At 37.7% G+C, this 24,919-nt stretch carries 23 protein-coding genes and 1 pseudogene; 12 read left to right on the forward strand and 12 right to left on the reverse strand.

Annotation, left to right across the window (positions count from 1 at the left end; all coding sequences use genetic code 11):
• Nucleotides 1–57: 57 nt before the first annotated feature.
• Both P9B04_RS19540 and P9B04_RS19545 read left to right on the forward strand, forming a co-directional pair.
• A pseudogene (locus P9B04_RS19540) lies at nt 58–348 on the forward strand (flagellar biosynthesis protein FlgM); the annotation flags it as partial.
• Between the two features lie 63 nt (nt 349–411).
• Nucleotides 412–729: a hypothetical protein gene (locus P9B04_RS19545; protein ID WP_342056645.1), complete on the forward strand. Its 318-nt coding sequence runs from the start codon at nt 412–414 to the stop codon at nt 727–729.
• Between the two features lie 59 nt (nt 730–788).
• Here P9B04_RS19545 and rplY read toward each other — a convergent pair whose 3' ends face one another.
• The 5 genes from rplY to P9B04_RS19570 all read right to left on the reverse strand — a co-directional run bounded on the left by rplY (nt 789) and on the right by P9B04_RS19570 (nt 7,989).
• Entirely contained in the window at nt 789–1,091 is a 303-nt protein-coding gene (rplY, locus tag P9B04_RS19550) for a 50S ribosomal protein L25 (RefSeq protein ID WP_342056646.1), read from the reverse strand.
• A gap of 25 nt (nt 1,092–1,116) precedes the next feature.
• On the reverse strand, nt 1,117–2,457 hold the full coding sequence (locus tag P9B04_RS19555; protein WP_342056647.1) for an adenylosuccinate synthase: 1,341 nt from the start codon (nt 2,455–2,457) through the stop codon (nt 1,117–1,119).
• A 324-nt stretch (nt 2,458–2,781) separates the two neighbouring features.
• Nucleotides 2,782–3,003 (reverse strand): hypothetical protein, encoded by a 222-nt coding sequence (locus P9B04_RS19560; protein ID WP_342056648.1) that lies wholly within the window; start codon nt 3,001–3,003, stop codon nt 2,782–2,784.
• 198 nt (nt 3,004–3,201) lie between these two features.
• Entirely contained in the window at nt 3,202–4,596 is a 1,395-nt protein-coding gene (locus tag P9B04_RS19565) for a cation:proton antiporter (RefSeq protein ID WP_342056649.1), read from the reverse strand.
• A gap of 78 nt (nt 4,597–4,674) precedes the next feature.
• Entirely contained in the window at nt 4,675–7,989 is a 3,315-nt protein-coding gene (locus P9B04_RS19570; RefSeq protein ID WP_342056650.1) for an efflux RND transporter permease subunit, read from the reverse strand.
• 187 nt (nt 7,990–8,176) lie between these two features.
• On the opposite strand from P9B04_RS19570, the gene P9B04_RS19575 reads away from it, so the two are divergent.
• The 6 genes from P9B04_RS19575 to P9B04_RS19600 all read left to right on the forward strand — a co-directional run bounded on the left by P9B04_RS19575 (nt 8,177) and on the right by P9B04_RS19600 (nt 13,468).
• Nucleotides 8,177–8,839, forward strand: coding sequence for a potassium channel family protein (locus P9B04_RS19575; protein ID WP_342056651.1), 663 nt, complete (start codon nt 8,177–8,179; stop codon nt 8,837–8,839).
• A gap of 42 nt (nt 8,840–8,881) precedes the next feature.
• Nucleotides 8,882–9,541 (forward strand): potassium channel family protein, encoded by a 660-nt coding sequence (locus P9B04_RS19580; protein WP_342056652.1) that lies wholly within the window; start codon nt 8,882–8,884, stop codon nt 9,539–9,541.
• A 12-nt stretch (nt 9,542–9,553) separates the two neighbouring features.
• Nucleotides 9,554–10,654, forward strand: coding sequence for a sensor histidine kinase (locus P9B04_RS19585; RefSeq protein ID WP_342056653.1), 1,101 nt, complete (start codon nt 9,554–9,556; stop codon nt 10,652–10,654).
• A 54-nt stretch (nt 10,655–10,708) separates the two neighbouring features.
• Entirely contained in the window at nt 10,709–11,434 is a 726-nt protein-coding gene (locus P9B04_RS19590) for a 4'-phosphopantetheinyl transferase family protein (protein WP_342056654.1), read from the forward strand.
• Between the two features lie 69 nt (nt 11,435–11,503).
• Nucleotides 11,504–12,385: a dTDP-4-dehydrorhamnose reductase gene (rfbD, locus tag P9B04_RS19595; RefSeq protein ID WP_342056655.1), complete on the forward strand. Its 882-nt coding sequence runs from the start codon at nt 11,504–11,506 to the stop codon at nt 12,383–12,385.
• Between the two features lie 9 nt (nt 12,386–12,394).
• Nucleotides 12,395–13,468, forward strand: coding sequence for a glucose-1-phosphate thymidylyltransferase (locus tag P9B04_RS19600; protein WP_342056656.1), 1,074 nt, complete (start codon nt 12,395–12,397; stop codon nt 13,466–13,468).
• Here P9B04_RS19600 and P9B04_RS19605 read toward each other — a convergent pair.
• The 4 genes from P9B04_RS19605 to P9B04_RS19620 form a co-directional block, all read right to left on the reverse strand.
• The gene (locus tag P9B04_RS19605; RefSeq protein WP_342056657.1) at nt 13,465–14,754 is read right to left on the reverse strand and encodes a DNA cytosine methyltransferase; all 1,290 of its coding nucleotides are present in this window, start codon (nt 14,752–14,754) and stop codon (nt 13,465–13,467) included. The genes P9B04_RS19600 and P9B04_RS19605 overlap by 4 nt on opposite strands.
• A gap of 60 nt (nt 14,755–14,814) precedes the next feature.
• A complete protein-coding gene (locus P9B04_RS19610; protein ID WP_342056658.1) occupies nt 14,815–15,225 on the reverse strand; it encodes a hypothetical protein in 411 nt (136 codons plus the stop codon).
• Between the two features lie 144 nt (nt 15,226–15,369).
• On the reverse strand, nt 15,370–17,619 hold the full coding sequence (locus P9B04_RS19615) for an N-acetylneuraminate synthase family protein (protein ID WP_342056659.1): 2,250 nt from the start codon (nt 17,617–17,619) through the stop codon (nt 15,370–15,372).
• A gap of 91 nt (nt 17,620–17,710) precedes the next feature.
• Nucleotides 17,711–19,168 carry an isochorismate synthase gene (locus P9B04_RS19620; RefSeq protein WP_342056660.1) on the reverse strand — a complete coding sequence of 486 codons (1,458 nt, stop codon included), beginning with the start codon at nt 19,166–19,168 and terminating at the stop codon, nt 17,711–17,713.
• 128 nt (nt 19,169–19,296) lie between these two features.
• On the opposite strand from P9B04_RS19620, the gene menA reads away from it, so the two are divergent.
• Entirely contained in the window at nt 19,297–20,208 is a 912-nt protein-coding gene (gene menA / locus P9B04_RS19625) for a 2-carboxy-1,4-naphthoquinone phytyltransferase (protein WP_342056661.1), read from the forward strand.
• Here menA and gshB read toward each other — a convergent pair.
• On the reverse strand, nt 20,185–21,180 hold the full coding sequence (gene gshB / locus P9B04_RS19630; protein ID WP_342056662.1) for a glutathione synthase: 996 nt from the start codon (nt 21,178–21,180) through the stop codon (nt 20,185–20,187). The genes menA and gshB overlap by 24 nt on opposite strands.
• Nucleotides 21,180–21,449: a glutaredoxin 3 gene (grxC, locus tag P9B04_RS19635; RefSeq protein WP_342056663.1), complete on the reverse strand. Its 270-nt coding sequence runs from the start codon at nt 21,447–21,449 to the stop codon at nt 21,180–21,182. Before grxC ends, gshB begins: the two co-directional genes overlap by 1 nt.
• A gap of 131 nt (nt 21,450–21,580) precedes the next feature.
• Between grxC and P9B04_RS19640 the strand changes: the two genes are divergently transcribed.
• From P9B04_RS19640 to P9B04_RS19650, 3 genes are all read left to right on the forward strand, one after another.
• Complete coding sequence (locus P9B04_RS19640) at nt 21,581–22,366, forward strand: pentapeptide repeat-containing protein (protein WP_342056664.1); 786 nt, start codon at nt 21,581–21,583, stop codon at nt 22,364–22,366.
• A gap of 380 nt (nt 22,367–22,746) precedes the next feature.
• Nucleotides 22,747–23,622, forward strand: a complete 876-nt coding sequence (locus P9B04_RS19645; RefSeq protein ID WP_342056665.1) for a 6-pyruvoyl trahydropterin synthase family protein — start codon at nt 22,747–22,749, stop codon at nt 23,620–23,622.
• Nucleotides 23,623–23,823: 201 nt separating this feature from the next.
• Entirely contained in the window at nt 23,824–24,240 is a 417-nt protein-coding gene (locus P9B04_RS19650) for a CAAD domain-containing protein (RefSeq protein WP_342056666.1), read from the forward strand.
• 442 nt (nt 24,241–24,682) lie between these two features.
• Here P9B04_RS19650 and P9B04_RS19655 read toward each other — a convergent pair.
• Nucleotides 24,683–24,919, reverse strand: a 237-nt coding sequence (locus P9B04_RS19655; RefSeq protein WP_342056667.1) for a hypothetical protein, incomplete at its 5' end; no start/stop codon positions are given.

Below are 24,919 nucleotides of genomic sequence, written 5' to 3' on the forward strand. Positions count from 1 at the left end.
ATCTTTGTCCCCTAACTTTCGGCGAGTCCCCCCAGACTTTTTGAGAAGCTTCTTGCCCACATAAATTCTCAAGGAATTGTAACTTATCGGCAAAGGTATTACGGTAAATTAGCAACTACTCTTGACTTAAAGCGTTTTCCTTTTGATGAGCAAATTATTAAAATTGAACTAATATCTTTTAGTCATTCCCCCGAAGAAATCCATTTTATTGAAGCAGAAGAACTCAACGGAATCAGTCCAGAAATTTCTCTAGTTAATTGGTCAATTGAGGAAATAAGTACCCACAGTCATGCCCACTATTTACAACCAGAACAGCAAGATTATGCGAGATTTGACTATCAAATAAAAGTAAAAAGACACTCCAGTTTTTATGCTTGGCGGGTACTGTTTCCTGTAGCTTTAATTGTTCTCATGTCGGATTTAGTTTTCTGGTTAGAACCGACACAGATTATCCCGCAAATTACCCTAGCAACTGCTACAATGGTCAGCCTGATTACTTATCAGTTTATCTTAAGACAAGAACTGCCGAAAATGAATTATCTTACCGCAGAAGATAAGGTTATTGTGGGATCGATGTTATTAGTTTTTTTGGCTTTAGTAGAATCAGTTACCAGTATTAACTTAGTTGCCGAAGGGTATTTGGAGTTAGCTTTGTATTTAGACGATGTTTTAAAATGGTTAGTCCCTGTCTTGTTCATGAGTTTGGCGAGCTTTGCATTTTGGATATGATTACAGTTATAAAAAAGAGGTTAACCGTTGTTAACCCCTAGAAATTAAAATATTGGTCATTAAGCCGAAGGTTTCACATAACAAAAGCTAAGATGGATGAGACTCCGTTTCCAAGGATGTGCCTGTATTTCCTTGATTACTGCTTGACCATTCCAAGATAAATCAGGGATGTTAATATCGATTACAGTTTCATTTACTGTTACCCCTCTAAGCATTAAAGCGACTTCCTTTGTATTGACCGCTAATTGCATGGATTCTGTGCCATCATGACCGTATAAGGTAGCAGGAGTCAATCCTTCACGACGTAAAGCATTGGGTTTGATATTTTCGGGACGTTTTTGACATTCAATAGATAGAGACATAAGAATTACTCGTGTGCTAGTTAAATTATTTATGGGTGGTGATAGGATCACCATTTTCATGAAGTAGGGCGCGTTTGGGCCCGTGAATGGGATCTTCAACGATGATCGTTTGATCTCGACTCGCTCCCAAGGAAACGATCGCAATGGGGACTTCCATTAATTCTGCTAGGAATTTAAGATAGTCTCGGGCTTCTTGGGGTAAATCTTCTAAATTACGACAGTTTTCCGTTGATTTTTGCCATCCTGGTAGGGTTTTGTAGATCGGGTTACAACGGGCAAATTCGCTGGCGTTACCAGGGAAATTGTGACAGGTTTGACCGTCTAAATCGTAAGCTACACAAACTTTAATCTCAGCTAACTCATCGAGTACATCTAGTTTGGTGATAGCTAAACAATCTAAACCGTTAACTCGTACTGCATAGCGGCCGATTACCGCATCAAACCAACCACATCGGCGACGACGGCCGGTGGTGGTACCAAATTCTGCCCCGCGCTCGCATAATTGTTTCCCTGTTTCTCCGTGTAATTCCGTGGGAAATGGACCCTCTCCGACACGGGTGGTATAAGCTTTGGCTACTCCAATTACCCTATCCACTACGGTTGGGCCAATACCTGACCCCACACAGGCACCCCCTGCAATGGGATTAGAAGAGGTAACATAGGGATAAGTACCGTGATCTAAATCTAGGAGAGTACCCTGCGCCCCCTCAAACAGAATGTTCTTTTTCTGTTGGATAGCTTCGTAAATTTTTAGAGAACTATCAACCACATAAGGTTTGAGTTTTTCTGCGTAACCTATATATTCTTCGATAACAGCTTTTGGATCTAAGGGATCGAGATCATATAGCTTTTCTAAAATAACGTTTTTATAATTAATTGTCCATTCTAATTTTTCTTGCAGTTCATCTGGGTTCATTAAATCAACCACCCGAATCCCCGTCCTTTCTGATTTATCAGCGTAGGTTGGACCAATGCCGCGCCCTGTGGTGCCAATTTTCTTTTTTCCCCGTTTTTGTTCGGATGCTTCATCGAACAGACGGTGATAGGGCATTGTAACGTGGGCTGTTTGGGAAATAAAGAGGTTATCAGTTGCCACATTGAGGGTGTGAAGTTGGTCTAATTCTTCGAGTAACACTTTGGGATCGATGACTGTCCCGGAACCAATAATACATTCTGTGTCAGGATATAGAATCCCTGAAGGGATTAGATGTAGTTTAAAGGTTTGTCCCTGCACAACTATGGTATGACCAGCATTAACCCCTCCTTGGGGTCGTACCACCACATCCGCTAAACGACTCAACAGATCGGTGATTTTACCTTTTCCTTCGTCGCCCCATTGAGCGCCGATTACAATTACGTTAGCCAAGATTTTTTCAAGTAGCTAGAGTTCACACAATCTATTATTGTAGATAATTAATAGTGATTCTGTCAATTCTTTCACATAAACTAATACATTTTTTTACTAATACTAAGCATCATTGTGATTTACTTAATCTTTTCTGGGAGAGAATTAGGAATACTTGTAGCATTCTGATTATAGTCGCTTTTGAGTTCAACGATTCCTAACGCATGGATGTAACCAGCTAAGGTTTCCCTTATGTTGGTAAGAGATATTGTCTCCGAAAGTACAAAATAAAGCGTAGAAACAAAAAAATTAATTTTCAGGTTCTAAAAGTTCCTAGAATGGACATTACTTCCAAGAATTAATATCACCGTAGTCGTCATCTCGTATTTTCTTTTGTTGTTGAACAGACTCTTGAAATATACCAATAACAAACCCTAAAGTTGCACCACTCACAACTAATATTTTTCTGCGCTGTTCTCGCTGCGCTATTTTAGTCACAGCTAAACCGAACATAGCACCAATTAAAGCGGTTACGATGCCAGCAAACATAACCTTTCTAATGTTCATGGTTTCTGCCTCCTTGATTAAAGAAAAGAATAAATTAATAAAATGATTGTCCCGACAAAAAGAATGTGATTCATCAAATCATTAAACGTCCAATTTTTAAACATTTTTGATTAACCCCGTTTTATATAAGCATGAGAGTTTAAAACTTAACTATTTCTTTAGTTTTAGTTATTCATTTCCATAATATTAATCTTATCTTTAAACAGAGCCATCGGGATCTGATTTAACTAGGGTTTCTGGTGACTGAGATGTATCGAAGACCAATCTTAATAGAGGAGGAGCTAAAAAAGTAGTGCCAATAACCATCAAAACAATAGCCACATCAATAGAAGGAGGTAAAGCACCAGTTGCTGCTCCTAATCCTGCAAAAACTAACCCTACTTCTCCACGAGGAATCATTCCAGTACCGATCCCTAGATTATTAATTTTTTCATCGGAAAAAGCAAAGAATCCTGCTGTTACCTTGCCCACAATGGCTACAACAATCAGGAAACCAGCTATGATTAGACCCTCTTGGTTAGCCGGCACCGAAGGGTTAAGAACACTGAGATCTGTTTTTGCGCCAATGGAGACAAAAAATACCGTGGAAAAGACCACAGAAAGAACACCAATACCGTTGATTAATCTTTCTCGTGCTTCGGTTCCCCCTAAGATTAATCCTGCGGCAAAAGCTCCCAGAATGGGTTCTAAACCAATAATCCCTGCGATAAAACTGAGTAAAATAAACAGGATAAAATAGCTCATTCCTCTGTTGGGGGACTTTAATTTCTCTAACTGAGTGACAAACCAGGAGGCGAAAAACCGATTCATGACCACAGCACTTATCATGAACGTGGCGGCAATGAGAATGAGTTTGGCAGCTTTAATCACATCAACTTCCCCTGTGTCCACAATGCTGATGACTACTGCGAGGATAACAATACCTAAAATATCGTCGAGGATGGCTGCTCCTAAAATGATTTGACCTTCTTTGGATTTGAGAACCCCAATATCTTGCATTACTTTAGCCGTTATACCAATACTGGTGGCAGTTAAAGCTGCACCGGCAAATAGTGCCGGTAGGGTGGGAACGTGAAAAATATAAGTTAGCCCCATAAATCCCAAAACAAAAGGCAGGATTACTCCTACAATAGCAACACTGGCGGATTGAAAACCCACCTTTAGCAATTCCGTTAGGTCAGATTCTAAACCAATAAGGAATAATAAAACCCCAACCCCAAATTCGGCGTATTCGTCGATTATCAAGGGAACAGGTCCATCAAAAACGGCCTGAACTTGCTCTGGGGTACTATTGGAGAGAATCTCAATTAAATGGCTTAAAGAGGGATTAATTTCTCCTCCATCCAACACCACAAGATGTAGTCCTGAAACCCCAATTACCACACCGGCGACTAAATTACCAAGCACAGATGGTAAAGCTAGTCTGGCCGCTATTTCTTCAAAAAAACGACTAAATATATAGATAGAGAGACTGACTAAAGATAGAGAGACAGCTAGAGCTTTTCCGTAATTTTCTCCTTCTGTGGCAGTAGCAACCAAATAGGGATGGCACCACTGTAAACTATTGTTGATAAGGGATAGAGTTGCTGTCATGGGCTTTTATGAAACGGTTAATTGCTAATTTTTGTAATGCGAGAGAATTTAGTTATTTCTCTGGTGAACATCTCTGAACTACTCCCCTTGAGTAGAGGCGCGATAAACGGGGGTTTTTTCCTCTTCTGGTGCGGTAGGAGAGGGCTTATTGCCGTTTCCACTACCATTCTCAGAACTTCCAGGGGGAGTTCCGTCGTCACCACCAAGGATATATTTTTCAAAGTTCTTGATAACGATATACAAAATGGGAACCAACACCAAACTTAACACCGTTGCTAAGGCTAAACCTCCGAAAATAGCGGTTCCTAGTGACCAACGACTGACGGCACCTACACTGGAAGCACTTAATAGGGGGGCAAAACCTACTAAGGAGGAAACTGCGGTCATTAAGATGGGACGTAACCGTTGTTCAGCGGCGTTAATGGCTGCTTTGGTGATACTCATCCCTAGATCACGGGACTGGTTAGCAAATTCTACGATTAAAATGGCGTTTTTGGCCGCTAAACCAATTAACATTACTAACGCTACTTGGGCGTACATATTATTGTTCAACACCGGCCAGATGCCGTTACCTGGGTTAAAGGGTGCCGTTTGCACAAAAGTAACCCGTAACCAAATCATTCCCAACGCCCCTAAAATAGCTAATGGAACAGTTAAGAGGATGATGGTGGGATCAATGTAGCTTTCGTATTGCGCAGCTAATACCAGGAATACCATGACAAAAGCTAACCCAAACACGATGGGGGCTGCCCCTCCAGAGCTTTTTTCCTCGGCTGCGGTATTAGTCCATTCGTAACCAAAACCGGGCTGTAAGGTCTCATTAGCAACCTCTTCCATTGTTTTGATCACCTGACCAGAACTGTAACCAGGCGCCGGTGAAACGATTAATTTAACAGCAGGATAGGTTTTGTAACGGGTGAGAATGGGGGGATAGGTTGTAGGGGTTTTTTTGACGATGTTACTCAGTTGGATCATTGCCCCTTGACGGGATCTCACATATAACTCACCAATATCTTGAGGGTTCGCCCGATCTTCGGCTTCTGCTTGGGCGTAAACTCGATAAAGACGACCTTCAAAGACAAATTGATTAACATAGTTAGACCCAATATAGGTCTGCAAGGTTCTCAAAACGTCATCCACTGGCACATCTTGGGCTTTTGCCTTTGCCCGATCTATTTCCATTGTGGTTAAAGGACTGTCAAAGGTGAAGGTGGTAAAGATAACCCCGATCTCATCCCGTTGGTTGGCTGCAACCATCATCTTTCTTACGTTATCAATTAATACGGGCATACCTTTTAACTGACGGTCTTGGATGAACATTTCTGAACCAGAGAAGTTACTCAAACCATCTACGGCCGGTGCATTAGAGGCGATTACCCTTGCTCCTGTTACTTCTTGGGCAAAGGTTCTGTTGAGATATTGAATAATACCAAAGGCTGATTTTTGGGGACCGGGGCGTTCTTCCCAAGGTTTAAGCTTAATGAAGGTAATAGATTTATTCGCGTTTCTTCCTTCAAAAGAGAACCCTGTCAAGCTTACGGTATGGTCCAACACTTGATCGGCGTTGGGCATATTTTGGATAATTCTGGTGGTTTGTTGGTCGATGGCGTAGGTATAGTTGAGAGATACCCCGGGTGGTGCTTCTGTAATGCCGAAAAAGTAACCTTGATCTTCTGCTGGAATGAACCCAGATGGCATGGTGGTGTATATCCAACCGGTGGCTAGTAAACCAGCGATGAACAAGGCCATGACTATAATACGAATATGGGTTAAAAAGCGAATAAACTTACCATAAGCCGCTTGAATAAGGTTAAAAACTCGGTTAAAACCGTTAAAAAATACGGCCAGTGGCCCATGTTTCTCTTCCGGTGGCCCCAATAAAATGGCCGACATGGTGGGGGAGAAGGTTAAGGCGTTGAAAGTGGAAAATAGAACGGCAAAAATGATAGTTAAGGCAAACTGCCGATAAACGATCCCTGTGGTTCCGGGGAAGAAGCACACGGGGATAAATACCGCCATTAATACTACGGATGTGGCGATGGTTGCTCCAAATAGTTCGTCCATGGAGTCCATTGCTGCTTGAGTGGGACGCATTCCTTGGGCTAACTTACTGGAAACTGCTTCTACAATAACGATGCCATCGTCCACTACCAAACCCGTTGCTAATACACAAGCGAAGAGACTTAACTGGTTGAGGGTGAACCCAAAGGCATTTAAACCGATCATTGCCCCTACCAACGCCACAGGGATAGCAATACCGGGAATAATTGTTGTTCGCCAGTCTTGCAGGAAGACGAAGATTACTAAGACAACTAAAGCGATCGCTTGTAAGAGGGTAACTGCTAAATCTTGAATAGAGGCGTTAACAAAGAGGGTATTATCTAAACCAATAACTACTTTTAAACCTGGGGGAAAACTGGGTTCTAACTCAGCCATTTTTGCCTTGGCTGCTTCTGCGGTTTCCAGGGCGTTACTACCTGGTAACTGATAGATTAAAAAAGCTACTCCTGGGTTGCCGTTTACATCCACTAAGGTGTCATAGTTTTCCATCCCTAATTCGGCCCGTCCCACGTCCTTAATACGGATCAAAGTGCCATCCTCTCCCACTTTGACCACCATCTCTTCGGCTTCAGCAACGTTTCTAAACCGTCCTTGGGCCCGCAAAGGTATCTCAAATTGTTGTCCAGGGGGGGCCGGTTGCTGTCCTATTCTCCCTACACCGGTATCAAAGTTTTGTTCGTTGATAACATTGATTACATCGATGGCCGTCAGGTCCCTAGCTGCCAGTTTATCGGGGTCTAGCCATATTCTCATGGCATATTTTGCCCCCCCAAACAAACTTACCGAACCTACACCTGGCAACCCTTTCATCTCGTTCCAGACGTAGCGATCGACGTAGTTATACATGAAGGTCTTATCGTAGAGATATTCCCCATCGGGACCTTTTTCGGAGTAAAAAGCGTAAATTAAGGTAATACTGGGAGATTGTTTATCGGTTTTTACCCCGGCTTGGTTTACCACAGAGGGTAAGTCTGAGGAGGCCTGAGATACTTTATTTTGGACTAAAACTTGCGCTGTATTTCGGTCCGTTTCCGTTGGAAAAGTGACGTTGACGGTAACATTACCTGTGTTATCGGTAAAGGAGTCAATCCAGCGTACTTGTTCGGTTCCGTTGATTTCTCGTTCTAATACGGTGGTAACGTTGTCTTCTGTTGTTTTAGCGTCGGCACCGATGTAGTTAGCGGTAACAGCAACTTTTTTTGGGGCGATCTCTGGTAACTTATCCAATGGCAAAACAGCCATAGAGATGGTTCCTAAGAGAATAATAACGATGGTACAAACGGTACTTAAAACGGGTCTTTTAATAAAGGCGTTTGATAGGGACAGTAGCATAATCCTTATTTAGAGAAGGAATGGCGGACAATAGGAGTTTGTTATGATTTGAGATGTAATCCCGATTAGTCTAACAGATATTTTGCTAAAAGATAGCCAGATTAAATAATTTGTTTCAAAATATTTCTTTAAGTATGCTTCTAGGGCTATCATTAATCCGATCCTTTTCTCTATTTAATCGCTCATAATGATGAATACCACCTCTCGAATTTATTCTACGACGGATGGCTACAAATACTTGTTTTTTGACCTCATTGTACTATTTTTGTTATTACCTTTTGCTTCTCTTCATCGTTACCTTAGTATATTAGTTAGTTTTTGTTTTCTTGTTACTTTATTGCTTGGTTTAAACACTTTGGCTTTTTCAAAAAGAAGTCTTTTTTTATTTCGTATTTTTGCTAGTTTAGCGTTTATTTCTGATGTCGTAATTTTCCCCAATTCTGAGTATTTAACAACTCTCTCTTCTTTGATGTCTTATTCTTTTAATAGTATTTTTTTCGGCTTGGTCATTCTAGCGATCGGCTCGAGAATTTCTCGGGAGGAAAAGGTTAATTTAAATGTTGTTCGAGGTGGAGTTTGTATTTATCTCCTTTTAGGTATTCTTTGGTTTTTCTTTTATAAAATACTTATTTTTTTTGATGGTAATGCTTTCTATTTTCCTGAAAACATAACTCAGAATTCTCTGTTCTATTTTAGTTTTACTACTTTGACTACATTGGGTTATGGGGATATCCTGCCTAAAAATGCTTTTGCCATGACTTTTGCTAATGCAGAGGCTCTAGTGGGACAAATTTATCCTGCGGTTGTTATTGCTAAATTAGTTAGTCTTTATGAACATAAAGAATCTTGATTTTTGAACTGTAAAATCATCTAAAATAAACCTATGAAGATAATGAATGTATCTCCAAAAATATACTCTACTACTACTGGCTACACTAGACTATTTGTTGATTTAATAATTGTCTTTTTTTTGGTTCCTTTCGCTTCTTTAGATCGGAATCTTAACTTAGTAGTAAGTTTCGTTTTTCTGATTACCTTATTGCTAGGTTTAAATACTTTAGCTTTCCCTAAAAAGATAATGTTGTTGTTTCGATACATCGCTGGTTTTGGGTTTATTGCTGATATTATTGTTTTTCCTAATTCCGTTTATTTAACTGAGGCTAGCTCTTTAGTTTCTCATAGTTTCTACAGTATTTTTATCTTGCTAGTTATTATTACAATTAGTTCCAGGATTTATAACGAAGAAGAGGTAAACTTAGATGTTATTCGTGGAGGGATTTGTATTTACCTACTTTTAGGTATTTTGTGGTTTTTCCTTTATCAAGTTGTCATATCTTTTGATGTTGATGCTTTATCTATTCCCGAAGGAGTCAGTAGTGCTTCTCTATTTTATTTTAGTTTTACCACTTTAACCACTTTAGGTTATGGTGATATTACACCCAATAATGCCTTTGCAATGATTTTAACTAATGCAGAAGCTTTACTTGGACAAATCTACCCTGCAGTTGTCATTGCTAAATTAGTTAGCCTTTATAAGATTAAATCAAATTAGTTATCATCAAGAATGTCTAAACCAAGTTTAGGAACTCGATTATTTTTGTCTCATCTTTTAGTTATGTTTGTGGGTTTAGGAAGTTTTATTGGCATAGCTAAATTTTCCTCACCTAAGATGTTTATTGTTCGCTTAGAAAAACTAGAACAACAAGGATTTTTTACTGTTCGTTCTGCTAGAACTTATTTAGTTAGAGGATTTGAAACTGCCTGGAATAATAGTGCATTTTGGTCGGTTATTTTTGGAGTCAGTGCAGCTGGAGGTGTTAGTTATATTGTCTCTCGTCGTACTATGAAACCTCTCAATCAAATGAAAGAAATTACCCAAAAATTAGCTCAGGGAAATCTGGAAGAAAGAATGCCAAATAGTGATATTCCAGAATGGGATCAACTAGGAAAAAGCTTCAATATTATGGCTAGTAGTTTACAAGATGTAGAAAAAAGAAGAAGAGAATTAATCAGCGATATGACCCACGAATTACGAACTCCTTTAACTATTATGAGAGGGTATTTAGAGGAATTAGCAAGTGGTTCTATTGAAGGTTCTCCTGAACTTTATTTCAACTTAGTTAAAGAAACTAAAAGATTAGAGAGATTAATACACGATTTACAAGAACTTTCTAAAGCAGAAGCTGGTTATCTCTCTATTAGTTTATATCCCATTAATATCATGCCTATTTTAAATTCTTTAGTCGAAAGATTCGCCGATCAAATTATGGATGACGGACCCAAAATAATATTAGATTGTCCTCAACAATTACCCCTGGTTTTAGCAGATAGAGATCGCACAGAACAAATATTGGTCAATTTAATTGGTAATGCCATACGTTATACGGAAAAAGGGACAATTACTATTAAAGCCTTTTTAAAAAATAGACAAGTTTGGGTAGAAATTATTGATACAGGGATAGGCATTAAACCAGAAGATTTACCCTACATATTTGAAAGATTTTGGCGTGCAGACAAATCCCGTTCCCGCTATTCTGGAGGAACAGGTATTGGACTAGCCATTGCTCGTCGTTTGGTAGAATTACAAGGGGGTAAAATTGAAGTAGAAAGTGAAGTTGATCAAGGAACAACCTTTCGTTTTAATTTGTATATTTCTTCAAACTAATGGTCAATTTCATGATAATATTTCAGTAGAATAATTGCTATCTATCCCTAAATTATGGACACAATATGGCGATCGCCGCCTGAAAAACTAACCATTGATTCTCGAAAAATCCATATTTGGAAAATGAATCTACAGCAATCATCTATCATAGTGGAAGAAAATTATAAAATTCTCAGCGAAGAAGAAACAATAAAAGCTCAAAAATATCGTTTTCAAAAACACAAAAACAGATATATTCTTGCTAGGAGTAGCTTAAAAAAAATTTTAAGTCTTTATCTATTGATTGCCCCCGAAGCAATACACTTCCACTACAATGCTTATGGTAAGCCAGAACTATCAAAAAATATCAACAACATTGATTTACAATTCAACGTATCTCATTCAGAAAATATAGCTATTTATGGAATTACTTGTCATAATCTTATTGGGGTTGATGTCGAATATATACGTCCCATGCCAGAGGCAGAAAATTTAGCTCGACGTTTCTTCACTAGAAAAGAATCTGAAAAAATCACTACGTTACCATCTACAGACAAACACAAGGAATTCTTTACACTTTGGACAGGAAAAGAAGCCTATCTAAAAGCTATTGGAAAAGGTATAAATGGAGGATTAGACAGAGTAGAAATATCCACACAAGAACCTAGAAAATTCATAAAACTACCGGAGCTACATCAGAATAATTATAATTTATTTTATCTGACTCCCGAACAGAATTATTTAGGGGCAATAGCCATCGAAGATAATCAACAAACTTATTCTTATTGGCAACTTAACTAATATTACTTCAGTTTACTTTTCTCTGTTAATCTTGTAAAATAAAGTAGAGCTTTTCCACCTATAAATATAATGAAAAAGATATTGTTGACTGGCAGTGATGGACAGGTTGGTCAAGAATTAAAACAAACACTAACTTCTATTGGAGAAGTTATCGCAGTTAATCGTCAGCAACTTGATCTAACCTCTCCTAACAATATAAAAAAGGTTATCCAAGAAATTCAACCTAATATTATTGTTAACTCAGCAGCCTATACGGCAGTTGATAAAGCAGAAAACGAAGCAGATTTAGCTTTTGCCATTAATGGTATCGCACCCACAATCATAGCGGAAGAAGCTAATAAAATAGGGGCATTTTTACTGCATATTTCGACAGATTATGTCTTTGATGGTGGTAAAAATACTCCTTATTTAGAAACAGATGTAACTCATCCTCTAGGGGTTTATGGACAAACTAAACTAGCAGGAGAAGAAGGAATCGAAAAAAAAGGTGATCGCTATGTTATTCTAAGAACAGCTTGGGTTTATGGAACTGAAGGTAAAGGCAACTTTGTTAAAACCATGTTACGTTTAGGTAAAGACAAAGAACAACTAAGTATCGTTGCTGATCAGGTTGGTAGTCCCACTTGGTCTTATGATATTGCCAATACCATAACCCAAATATTATCCAACCTTAACCTAACAGAAACTAGAGAAATATATCATTTTACTAACAGTGGTGTGGCAAGCTGGTATGATTTAGCAATAGCTGTTTTTCAAGAAGCTAAAAATCTTGGTTTTCCTTTGAATATTCAGCAAGTTAATCCGATTATAACTGCGGAATATCCGACACCAGCGAAACGACCTCATTATTCAGTATTATCTGGAAAAAAAACGGCGAACCTGTTGGGATATAATGCACCTTATTGGCGTGATTCCCTGAAACAAATGCTCACCAAACTCTATGAAAAATAAATTAAAATTATGAAAGCATTAATTCTTTCTGGTGGAAAAGGAACTAGGTTAAGACCTCTTACCTACACAGGTGCAAAACAATTAGTTCCTGTTGCAAATAAACCCATTTTATGGTATGGAATTGAGTCGATTGTTAAAGCAGGAATTACTGAAATTGGCATTATTATTAGTCCCGAAACAGGAGAAGAAATAAGGAAAGAAACTGGTTCGGGAGAACAGTTTGGAGCTAACATTACATATATAGTACAAGATGAGCCTTTAGGGTTAGCCCACGCAGTAAAAGTAGCACGACCCTTTTTAGGAGATTCCCCTTTTATTATGTATTTGGGGGACAACTTAATTCAAGATGATATCTCTATCTTTTTAGATAAGTTTAAAAACCGGCATTTAGACGAGTTGATTTTGTTACGTTCTGTTTCTAATCCTACCGCTTTTGGTGTAGCCGTGGTAGATGAAAAAGGAAGGGTATTAAAGTTAGTTGAAAAACCAAAAGATCCACCATCAAATTTAGCATTAGTTGGGGTTTATTTTTTCTCTCCTGCTATTCATGAAGCAATTGATAATATTCAACCGTCAGCTAGGGGAGAATTAGAAATTACTGATGCTATTCAAGAACTAATCAATACCGACAAAATTGTTGAATCTGTCCAACTACAGGGTTGGTGGTTAGATACTGGAAAAAAAGATGATTTATTAGAAGCAAACCGCATTATATTAGACACTAATTTGAGCATTAATAAAGCAGGAAATATTGATAAAAATAGTAAAGTAAGTGGCAGAGTAAATATAAAAGAAAGCACAACCATTATTAATAGTACCATCCGCGGACCTGTTATTATTGGTGAGAATTGTCATATTGAAAATTGTTTTATTGGTCCTTATACTAGTATTGGTAATCAATGTAGTTTAGTTGATGCAGACATTGAACACAGTGTCCTATTAGAAGGCGCACAAATCTTAGAAATAGGTCAAAGAATTGTTGATAGTTTAATTGGAGAACGGGCAAAACTAGAAATGGCACCTCAACGACCAAAAGCCTTAAGATTTATGGTAGGAGATGACTCTCATGTTGAATTAGTTTAATCGTCTGTAAATAGACAATCCCATAAATTTTCTAACCTTTTGGCGATATGATAAGCTAATAAGGGAGGAACAGCATTGCCAATTAGTTTATATCCTTGACTCGCTGATAGGGGATAACTTGATTTCTTGTCCATAACGAATGCAAAATCATCGGGAAAAGTTTGAATCCTAGCACATTCTCTTACGGTTAATCTTCTCATAATTTTCCCTTGATTTAATTCATCTAAGTATTTACCACCTAACTCTGCTGATAGTCTCCGATATTCTATATTACCATGATGTTCTGCTCGAATTGTTGGACTTAATCCCTCTAAGTCAATCTCAATTTGTCCTTGTCCTTTTCCTAAAAACTTGGCCTTAGAATATTTAGTTTGAGATAAATCTTCTTTCTCTTGTTCCGGTTCATTTAGATTTTCTAGTACCTTTTTTGTTGTAGTGTAAGGTTTTAGATTTGGATTAAATAAGTTTTTTTTATTTTTGAAGCTGTCATGAGTTACCGAAGGAAAAGGGTAATATTCAATGGGATAAAAATCGACATCTAAACTTTGCTTAAATGATAAATTACTTTGCTCTTCCTCCTGAAATATATGTAAAGAGTGGAGGTTTAAAGCACCTTTTTTTATACCAATTAAAAATAGTCTTTCTCGTCTTTGAGGAATGCCAAAATTGGGTGCATATAAAACTTTAGGAATTACAAAATAACCTTGATTAGAACATTGTTTAAAATTTTGAAAAATCTCTTCTGAAATTGATAAAGAAGTTAATCCTTTAACATTTTCAGCAACAAAAACTTTAGGATATATTTTTTCAATTAATTTAATCATCCACTGATATAAAACTCCTCGGTTTTCTTGTAGATAATCTTCATCCTCTTGTAAATAACTTCCTGTATGACTCTTATGAGAAAAACAACCTTTTCTTTTTCCTGAAATACTAAAATCTTGACAAGGAAATCCCCCTGTAATAATGTCGATATTCTCAGGAAAATTAAATTGTTTTGATTCAGATAACTTAATTAAATCCACTAAGCTATTTAGATAAAAAACACCACTAAAGTTTCTTTTTCCAAAGTAAGACATCCACGCATTATAAGCAGGTTTTTTGATATCATTGGCAAACACAATATCAAAATTAGTCTTTTTCAAAAGTACCCATACTTCTTTTTTCTTGACAATCCAATGGGGATGAATAGTCTCATTAATACAGTCTTGGTGAACCCAAAAATTACCTTCAAATCCAAGGTCCATACCTCCACAACCTGAAAAAAGAGAAAGAAGACGTTTCATGATTGTTTAAATCAAATAAATCTCAACCAATCTGAGTTTAATAGGTAATATTTTAGATTTTTATTCATCGTTTTTGTTATCACTTTCTCTTGTTTGACTAATCAAAAACAATCTCAATTTTAATAAGCTAAAAGTTTGACCCAAGTTAAGAGGCAATAAGGAAATGCCTTCTAAACGAGATTGTACCCAACCGTCACCCCATAACCATTCGTGATAACCATCAATTCCTTGTTTTAAAATCATCCTTAAACAGTTATCATCGGCAATTTCAACATAGTGTTCGATGGTGACTAATCCTAGCTTACTACTAAACCTTGAACCAGCGGTTAATTTATCAGGAACATCAGAGGATAAAGTTTGAGGAATTAACCATTTTTTCAATTGATTGCTGTTTAGTAAACTATCGCCGATTAAATCATGATCTCCAGGAATTGCGATGCGTAATTGACTTTGCTGAAAGTTACCTAACATTTGATTACTTAAACCTGTTGAGTACAGTTAACTATTTTATCTTGTTTTATTATAAACCCTTGGATTGTTAAATGTTTCCTAATGTACTCTGTAACTGAAAAAATAAGTAGAGACGTTTAATTAAACGTCTCTATAGGTAATGTATTAGTTAAAAAAGGTTTCTAATCTTTCCAATGCTATCCAAAATCCTTCTCCTTCATTTTTATGTCCTTGCCAAATTTCAGGTATAAAAGAAGCATTAGGGGCGGTTTTCTTTAAGTCTTCTGCTAAGGCAGGAAAGTCAACATCTCCGTCTTCAATTTGTAATCCTTCTCCGTCTAATCCTTGCGCATCTGCTATGTGTAGATGGGCAGTATAAGGACCTACTTGTTCAATAAAACCTTTAAAAGATAAGTTGTGATGATTACAAGCTAATTTTGAGTGAGAAGTATCTAAACAAACTCGATAATTGTGGTGAGAACAAAACTCAGCAATGTCTTTAGGATCAACAAATAGATTGTGATATCTTTGTCCACCAAAATGCCAGGGAAAAGGTGGCATAGTCTGTGGTATTACTTCGACTCCCTCTTTATCTAATTTGGATAAGCTATCTAACAGTAAATCGTAGTATTTTTGACGCTGTTCGATAGGTAAAGGTTCATCTAAAGTAAAGCCCCCAATATTAGTAACAATTAAAGGCCGAAAAGCTTTTTTAAAATATGGTTTTAGTTGTCTTGTTATGTCAATAACTCTTTGTAATTCTTGGATGGATTGGGTACGATAATTATCATCTAAAGAACATAAATCCAAAACATGATCTCCTGCAAATAGTTCGGGGCTATGTACTACATAATCGAGGTCATAAGTTTTCTCAAAATACTGAGTAATGTCCTGTTCTAAATCTTTATAACTGAGGTGGAATTCGAGTAAGTCTGGGTTAGATTTTGTAAGCAAGTTGTTGAAATCGTGATAACGAACTGGTAGTCCCCAAGGACGACCAAATCCATAGTTTTTGGCAGTAGTTTGGGCTTCTTCTAGGTCGCTGGCAAAGAAAAAATCACCTACTTTAAAAGCTCTTTTAGCTGTTTGTCCAATCAATTCTTTTTTACGATTAGGTTGTAAACCTTTTCCTGGACTTTTAACCTCGATCATTGCTTCAGTAATTATTTCTCCTGGCTGCAATTCACAGTTAATAATTAAACTTTTGGCTAAGGTTTCTCTATTCATTAGTTCCCCTTGGCTCAATCTTCTTTCCGATTCGGTTCCCAAAGCTTCTTCAACTTGTTTAATTCCTTCTACCATCGCCTTAAATTCTTCCGGTAAAAGGCTTACTTTATGATCATTTCCCTCCATTGATTTGTCTAAAGTAAAATGTTTTTCTATTACTTTAGCCCCTTTAGAAACTGCTGCGATCGCTATATTAATACCTCGCTCGTGACCAGAATAACCAACAGGACAGTCCCCTAATTCTTTCAATCGTTTAATATAGTTTAAATTGACATCTTTAAAGGGTGCAGGGTATGTAGAATTACAGTGTAGTAAGACATACATTGCGCCTAGTTTCTCTAATAGTTGAACTGATTCGCTGATTTCAGCTTCAGTGGACATCCCTGTGGAGCAAATTAGAGGTTTTCCTGTCTTAGCTAAAGCCTTTAATAACTGATGATTTGTTAAGTCAGCAGAAGCAACTTTATAGCCAACCATTCCATAGTTTTCTAGGACGTTTAAACTATCTAAGTCCCAAGGAGTACATAGGGGTAAAATACCTTGTTGCTGACAATAATCAAAAGCTTCTAACATTTCTTCGTCGGAAAGTTGGAAACGAGATAACAAATCTAACGTATATTGTGACCCTAAATCTTCACTGGCATCATTGGCATTTCCTGCATTGTGATAGAGAGATTTTAAGCTCCTAAGTTGGAATTTAGCACAATTGGCTCCAGCCAATACAGCCTCATCGATTAACTTTTTAGCTAACTCCAAACTACCGTTATGATTGTTACCAATTTCTGCAATAATGAAAGTAGGAGATTCCTCGTTAATAACAAAGTCACCTATCTTAATTTCATGGGGTCTTTTATGGGCGATCGCAACTAAGCGATCATTAGTATCCAAAAGAGGTATAAACTCAATTTGTTCGGAAAAATAATCATTAATTTTTTCAGGCTCTTCTTCAAATAAAGCATACTTAAAATGCTTATTACTAACATTAGAAACTGCTTGATTGAGATCGATGGTATTTTGTTCTACTAACCACCGTCGAAAGTCACCATCTGTTAACACACCTTCTAACACACCTGACTCGGTGACAGAGAAGATGATGCGACTTTTATTATCACTAATCTTCTTTAGTGCGTTGAGGATACTGTCTTCAGAGAAGACGATATATTTAGAGAGATTTCTATCGATTAACATAGGTTATAAGCAGTTAGATCTTTACTCTAGTATTAAACATAATATAACATCGACTTTTACATTTTGATAAATGCCCTTGAGTTGTTAAACTTTAGCAGTCGGATAGTGCTTTGAGTAGAGCTTGGAATTTTAACTGAATTTCTGCTAACTCTTTTTCTGGTTCTGAACCTTGTACAATTCCTGCTCCTGCGTACAATCTAGCACGATTTTTAGAAATTAAAGCAGAGCGAATCCCTATGATAAACTCACTATTACCATTCTGATCAATCCAGCCTAAAGGTGCTGCATAAAACCCTCTTTCAAAACTTTCGTAGCGTTTAATCTCTTCGCAAGCAACCTGTGTGGGAAATCCCGATACAGCAGGAGTGGGATGTAATTTGGCCACCACATCTAATGGATGAACATCATGACTTAATTGGGTATATATGGGAGTCCAAAGGTGTTGGATATTAGCTAATTTTAAAATTTTTAAAGGGGAAATTTGTGGACTCAATCCCAAACTTATCAAACACTGTACAATATATTCAATAACAACTTGATGTTCACGTCTGTCTTTACTACTTTTTAAGAGGTTTTGTGCTAAGTAATAATCTTCTTGCTTCGTATTTCCTCTTGATGTAGAACCAGCCAAAGCCTCTGTATACAATTTGCTGTCTTTTAGGCTAATTAAACGTTCAGGACTCGCACCAACAAAACAATTATTTTTGCCATTATTAATGGCGAAAATATAGCAATTAGGATGATGAACTCGTAATCTCTCTAAACAGTGAACAATGGAAAATTCTTGAGAAAAAGTTAAATCCAAAGCATTAGCCAATACTAATTTTTGAAAATTATTAGACTTAATCGACTTTAATACTGAAGTAACTGATGATTTAAAATCATGGCTCATTCCTTGATCAGCTGTTAGATTAAGAGTATTTTGAATTGGTTTATTAAAATTAGTATTAACTTGAATTTTAGTGATTAATTCAATATTAGCTATGGTTTGCCTGACTAACTTTTTTATATCTGTTCTAGAATTTATGAGTAAATTAAAAAACAATAAATTTTGTTCATTTTTTTGAACAATTTGCAACCTAGGGAGAAAAGCAAAAGCAGGAGAAAAAGGAAAATCTAATTTGCTTGTATCAGAAAAAAAAGTAAATCCGCAAAAGATATAAGGAACGGAACTGGAAAAGTTATCTTGATTAACTCTTTTTATTTTTTGAAAACAATCTTTAATAAATTGTTTTGATTGACTGAATCTATTAGTTACATTCAACTGGCAAGACTCAGTAACACCATAGCCTAAAATTGCTTCATCTTTTACAGGGTTTTGCCAATAGAAATAAACCTCGCCTGGAGAAAAGTTTTTGTTGTTTTCAGAGGTTAGAAATTCTAAAATACATAAAGGATCAACCTCAGTAATTGTCTGGGACAAACTGACAATTAAAGACTGGTTTTCTCCGTGCAAAGTTTCTTGATGGGATATAAGTAGTTGTTCAAGATAGTCTTGATAAGAGTTAATATTGGTAGTATTAGAAATAATTGGTTGAGTAGCGGACATCGTAAAGTTATTTATAATTTGTTTTAATGTAGACCAATATTAATGTTATGTCTTTAATATTATCCATACCTTTGATTGCACCTCCTCGGAGGATCATATCATAGACATTATTGCCAATTAGAAACCTTATGACCCCAACATCGAGTTTAACCCCATCAAAAGGAAAATTGTGGCTTGCTGCTATCAAACCTCCAATGTATAGCGTAGCCATTATCCCTATCACTGTAGGAACTGCGGCCGCTTTTGGACAAACTGGAATCTTGGACAGTAAAATTTTCGGAACTTTCCTAACATCAGCTATCTTGATTATTGCTTGGTTAAATATTAGCAATGATGTTTTTGATGCTGATACAGGAATCGACAAAAACAAAGCTCATTCTATTGTTAACTTAACAAGAAACAAATCGTTAATGTTTTGGTTAGCAAATGGGTTTTTAAGCTTAGGATTTTTAGGGATTTTATTGATTGCTTGGTGGCAACAAGATATGACAGTTCTTACTATTATACTACTTTGTTGTGTTTTAGGCTACTCTTATCAAGGACCTCCATTCCGTTTTGGTTATCAAGGGTTAGGTGAAATTATCTGCTTTTTTACCTTTGGTCCTATGGCGATCACTGCTGCTTATTATTCTCAAACTCAAAATTTTTCTTGGTCAATTTTCGCCTCAGCAACTCTGATCGGAATTAGTACCTCTATTATCTTATTCTGTTCACATTTTCATCAAGTTGAAGATGATTTATCTGCTGGAAAACGCTCCCCTATCGTCCGTTTAGGAACTAAACTAGGTTCTCAAGTATTAATGGGAACAACTATTTTATTCTTTGCTTTGATTATTGTCTTTTATTTGTTAGGAATCTTTCCCGTTTGGACTCTGATGGTATTTTTAAGTGCTCCTATTGCCTATCAATTAGTCAGTCATGTTAATAAAAACCATGACCAACCTAGCATAGTTAGTAATTGTAAATTTATTGCAGTTAGACTTCACTTTTTTAGTGGCATTTTATTAGCACTAGCATTAATTGTCCCTCAACTTCATTGAAGAACCTTGCAAACTCATTTCAGCTACCCATTGAATAACTTTTTCTCCTAGATTTGTCTGATCAAAAAGATCAATTTCTCTTATTCCTGTGGGACTGGTAACATTCACCTCGGTTAAATAACCTCCAATGACATCAATACCGACAAAATATAAGCCGTTTTGACGTAATTGTGGACCGACAATTTCACAAATATCCCATTCTCTAGCAGTTAATTCTGCTTTCTCAACTCGTCCCCCAACAGCCATATTACCTCGAAATTCTTGACCGGTAGGAACGCGATTAACTGCTCCAATAGGTTTACCATCTAAGAGAATAATTCGCTTATCTCCATCTTTCGCTTCTGGTAAAAATTGTTGAACCATAACCGGTTCTTGACCCTGATGGGTACTCACTTCTATGATGGAATTAAAATTGCGATCGCTAGATTCCAAAAATAAAATTCCTTCCCCTGCTTTTCCTCCCAATGGTTTAAGAACCGCTTGTTTTTTCTCTTCAACAAATCGGCGAATAATATCCTTATCTAAACTGACAACAGTTTTCGGCATCACCGAGTAAAACTGTAAGGTGTACATCTTCTCATTAGCTTCCCGCAAACCTTGAGGAGAATTAATCACTAAAGTTTTCTCTGGATTAATCAAATCTAAAATATAAGTAGCATAGAGATAGCGAATAGTGACAGGAGGATCTTTGCGCATGAATACAGCATCCATCTCTTCAAGACACCTTAACTCCTGAGAAGATAGCTCATACCATTGAGCCACCCCCGTCCATTTTCCCTCTTCTAAAGTAACAGGAACTAGCTCGATTTGAGAGAGGATGGCCCATGCTTTCCCATCAATGACACTGAGTTGATGAATTTCCGTAATCCAAACTTCATGGCCTAGGGTTTGTGCTGCTTCCATAATAGCCACAGTGCTGTCGTGGCCGGGATTCAGTTTAGCAATGGGATCGATAATAAAAGCGAGTTTCATTAGGCTATTGACTGCTCCAATAAGCTATCAAGTTTCCCCGAAAATTCTAAATCGTGTAAATCATCACAACCCCCAACATGGCGATCGTTGATGAACACTTGAGGGACACTGCGTTTTCCGTCTCCTCGCTGTGCCATTTTGTCCCTTGCGTCTTCGTCCCCATCGATACAATATTCCGTAAAATCTACCCCTTTCTTTGTTAACAAAGCCTTTGCGCGAATGCAGAAGGGACAAGAACTCCAAGTGTAAATTTCAATGTTAGCAGCCATTAGTATGTCAAATGTTAATTATTATTTCGATTGTACTATTTTCTGGGGTTCTATCGCTCAAGTCGAAGTCCAAGAAATTAGTCATAATAGAAGGCTAAAGCCTGTTGTTTATATAAGTATCCCCAAAAGCCATGATAAAAATCACCTCTATTAGTTTAACTGCTCTATTGACGGCTTTCGGCGTTGTTTTACCCATCAGAGCCGAAAATATAGCCCATTTAAGCCAATTATTGTCCACCAAACAATGTCAGCTTTGTGACCTAACCGGTTCGGGTTTAGTCATGGCCGACTTATCGGGGGCCTCTTTAATTGGAGCAAATTTAGCAGGGGCCAACCTTTCTCAAGCAAATTTGGCAGGGGCCGATCTCAGGGGAGCAAACTTGACCGGTGCTTCTCTATACGGAGCAAATTTAACTGGTGCTAATTTAAGCAGTGCTATTTTGCAGGGAACAGACTTAAGAGAATCTTATTTGACCAACGCTATCCTATCAGGTACCAGTTTAGAACAAGCTTATGTACAGGGAGCGAAAGGTATTTCTCAAAATGCAGGAACACCAGAACTTTTTTATGGATGGGGTTTAAACGAAACCACAGAAGGAAATTATAACGAGGCGATCGCTCTTCATAATAAAGCACTAATTTTAGATTCTGAATTTGCCCCGGCTTATTTAGCTAGAGGTTACGCTTTATTGAGGTTAGGAAACGAAAGTGGGGCCATTCTCAACGGAAAAATGGCTTCACAACTTTACGAAAAACAAGAGAATGATCAAGGAAAGGAATTAGCCGATAGTTTTGTTGATAAAATTGAAGCAGTGCAAGAAGCTAGAAGAAAAGGTGGGGGAAGTCCTGGGTTAGACAATATTGTTCGGGGTGTAGCGTCTTTAGCTTTACAATTTTTACTCAAAGGAGGAATTTAACTAGCTAGGAGATATTAACTGTAGCAGTTCTCACACTTGTGAGGTGCAGAGGTTATCTCTTTGAGGCAGAAGGCAGGGGGCAGGAGGCAGGAGTTAGGTGTACCTCATGAGTCCGAGAAAAGCTATATACTTGAGTTCGGAGTTCGGTGTTAAATCTTTTTTTCACTGTTAACTGCTCAGTACTGACTGTTCACTGTTCACTGTTCACTGATAAGGTAGGAGCTAAAACCTTTGTCTGAGGCTGTTTCAAGGATCTAGACTCTCCTAAACTATGGTTCCATTGCTCTGACCCCGTAACCGCAAATGCTCCAAAACAGTTTATGCTAGAAAAAAAGTAACTTTAAGAAATGTTACATAAGGCAATTTTGTAATAATTAACTATGCAGTGTGTTATTAATCGTCGCGCCCAATTTAGTGCTAGTCATCGTTACTGGTTGCCAGAATGGGACGAAAGCAAAAATCAGCAAGCATTTGGCCCTTGTAGCCGTTTTCCAGGCCATGGACACAATTATGTCCTTTTTGTCTCATTGTGGGGCGAAATCGACCAATATGGCATGGTAGAAAATCTCTCCACTGTTAAACAGGTAATTAAACGAGAAGTCACCTCCCAACTAGACTACGCTTATCTCAACGATGTCTGGAAAGAGTTTCAAACTACCCTCCCTACCACCGAAAACATGGCCAGAATAATCTGGCAACGGTTAGAAGCTTATTTACCTATAGTCAAAATACAACTATTTGAACACCCCCAACTCTGGGCCGAATATCAAGGAAATGCCATGAAAGCGACATTAAACATCCAAACCCATTTTAGCGCAGCCCATCGTCTTGCTCGTCCAGACCTCAGTTTAGAAGAAAATACCAAAATTTATGGTAAATGCGCTCGCACCCACGGCCACGGGCATAATTATCACCTAGAGGTGTCCGTTAGCGGAGACATTGATCCCCGTACTGGAATGCTGGTGGATTTAGTGGCGTTACAAAACATTGTGGATGAATATGTTGTGGAACCCTTCGATCATAATTTCCTAAATATTGATGTCCCTCACTTCGCTGAGGTTGTCCCCACAGCAGAAAACATTGCTCTTTATATTGCTCAAGTGCTACAACAACCTATCAAAGATTTAGGGGCCCAACTGGAAAAAGTCAAATTAATCGAGAGTCCCAATAATTCCTGTGAAATCTATTGCGGTTCTTCTGCTGAGTCCTTAAATATACCGTCACAACAGACCCCCCAACTGGTGGCACTTCATTAACTAATGTAACATTATTGCCTTAACTGTTCATTAAAGACCCAAACTGACCCTAGGGTGTTCTTGTGGCTTTAAACTGAAAGAGGATACCTAACTAATGGTATCCGATTACATAAGCAACTTTGGGACAATCTGTCAACGGTTTGATTGTCTCGTTGCGTTTCAAAAGTCCAGTTCATAACGTTTGAGAAGGATTAAGTCAATATGGAATCTAAAGTTCAAGAACAAACCAAACCCACAAACTTAAGTGCTGAAGTACCTGGTACTCTTACTACAACTGCCAGTCCTAATGTAGGGGATCAACCTTGGCAAGAATGGTTAGGCCCTGTGATGGATATCGTAGTCAAAGTTCCCGAATACATAAGCCAGTTTTTTAGTGAGTATAAACAACCTCTAACAATTCTCGGTTTATCACTTTTAGCCATCATCACCGTCAAAATTATCGTAGCTGTCTTAGGAGCGATCGATGATATTCCTCTCCTAGCTCCCCTATTTGAAATGGTTGGGTTAGGTTATAGTGCTTGGTTTGTTTGGCGTTATCTCTGGAAAGCATCTAACCGCAAAGAATTATCCAGCGAGTTTGATGCGCTAAAAAATCAAGTTTTTGGCGATAACGCTTAATTTAAGTAACTTTTCACTGTTTTTTACACCCTCCGAACTTTTATGATCGGAGGATTTTTTTTTAATCTCACATCTTGCACCTTGGATAAAACTGGCTAGTTTGTAGGCGTTTATAGCAATTTTCATTTGCATAGATTACAAACTCAAAGAAAAATAGCCCCCACACTTCCCACCCCTCCCACACTCCCCACCCTCACTAAACCGAGATTTTGATACACCCAATTGAAAACTGCTATTAGCTATTAGCTATCAGCTATCAGCTATCAGCCATCAGTTGAAACATATCAATCTCTATCTTATGCTGTGAGTGAGATTAAACCAATGCTTAACGCTTTCAGCTAAGAGATGAAAGCCGAACGCTGTGCGATAGCGCCGGAACGGAGTGAGGAACTGCTAACTGCTAACTGCTAACTGTCAACTGTCAACTGTTAACTGCTAACTGTTAACTGTCAACCAAGTGTTCTTGTAACAACCGATGAATAAACCGATAACCTCCACCCACCCGCTGCAATAATAATTGTTCCGTACAATAATCTAAAAAACGGGCATAATTCCAAGGGGTATAATTATTCATGGTTAACACCAAACGCAAACTGAAATGTTGCAAAACAGCTTGTCCACTATTAGAGTATCTTCTCAAAAAGCCAGGGGTCACTCGCTGCGAAAACTTAGGCCAAAC

This window comes from Crocosphaera sp. Alani8 (assembly GCF_038442745.1).
Taxonomy (GTDB): domain Bacteria; phylum Cyanobacteriota; class Cyanobacteriia; order Cyanobacteriales; family Microcystaceae; genus Crocosphaera.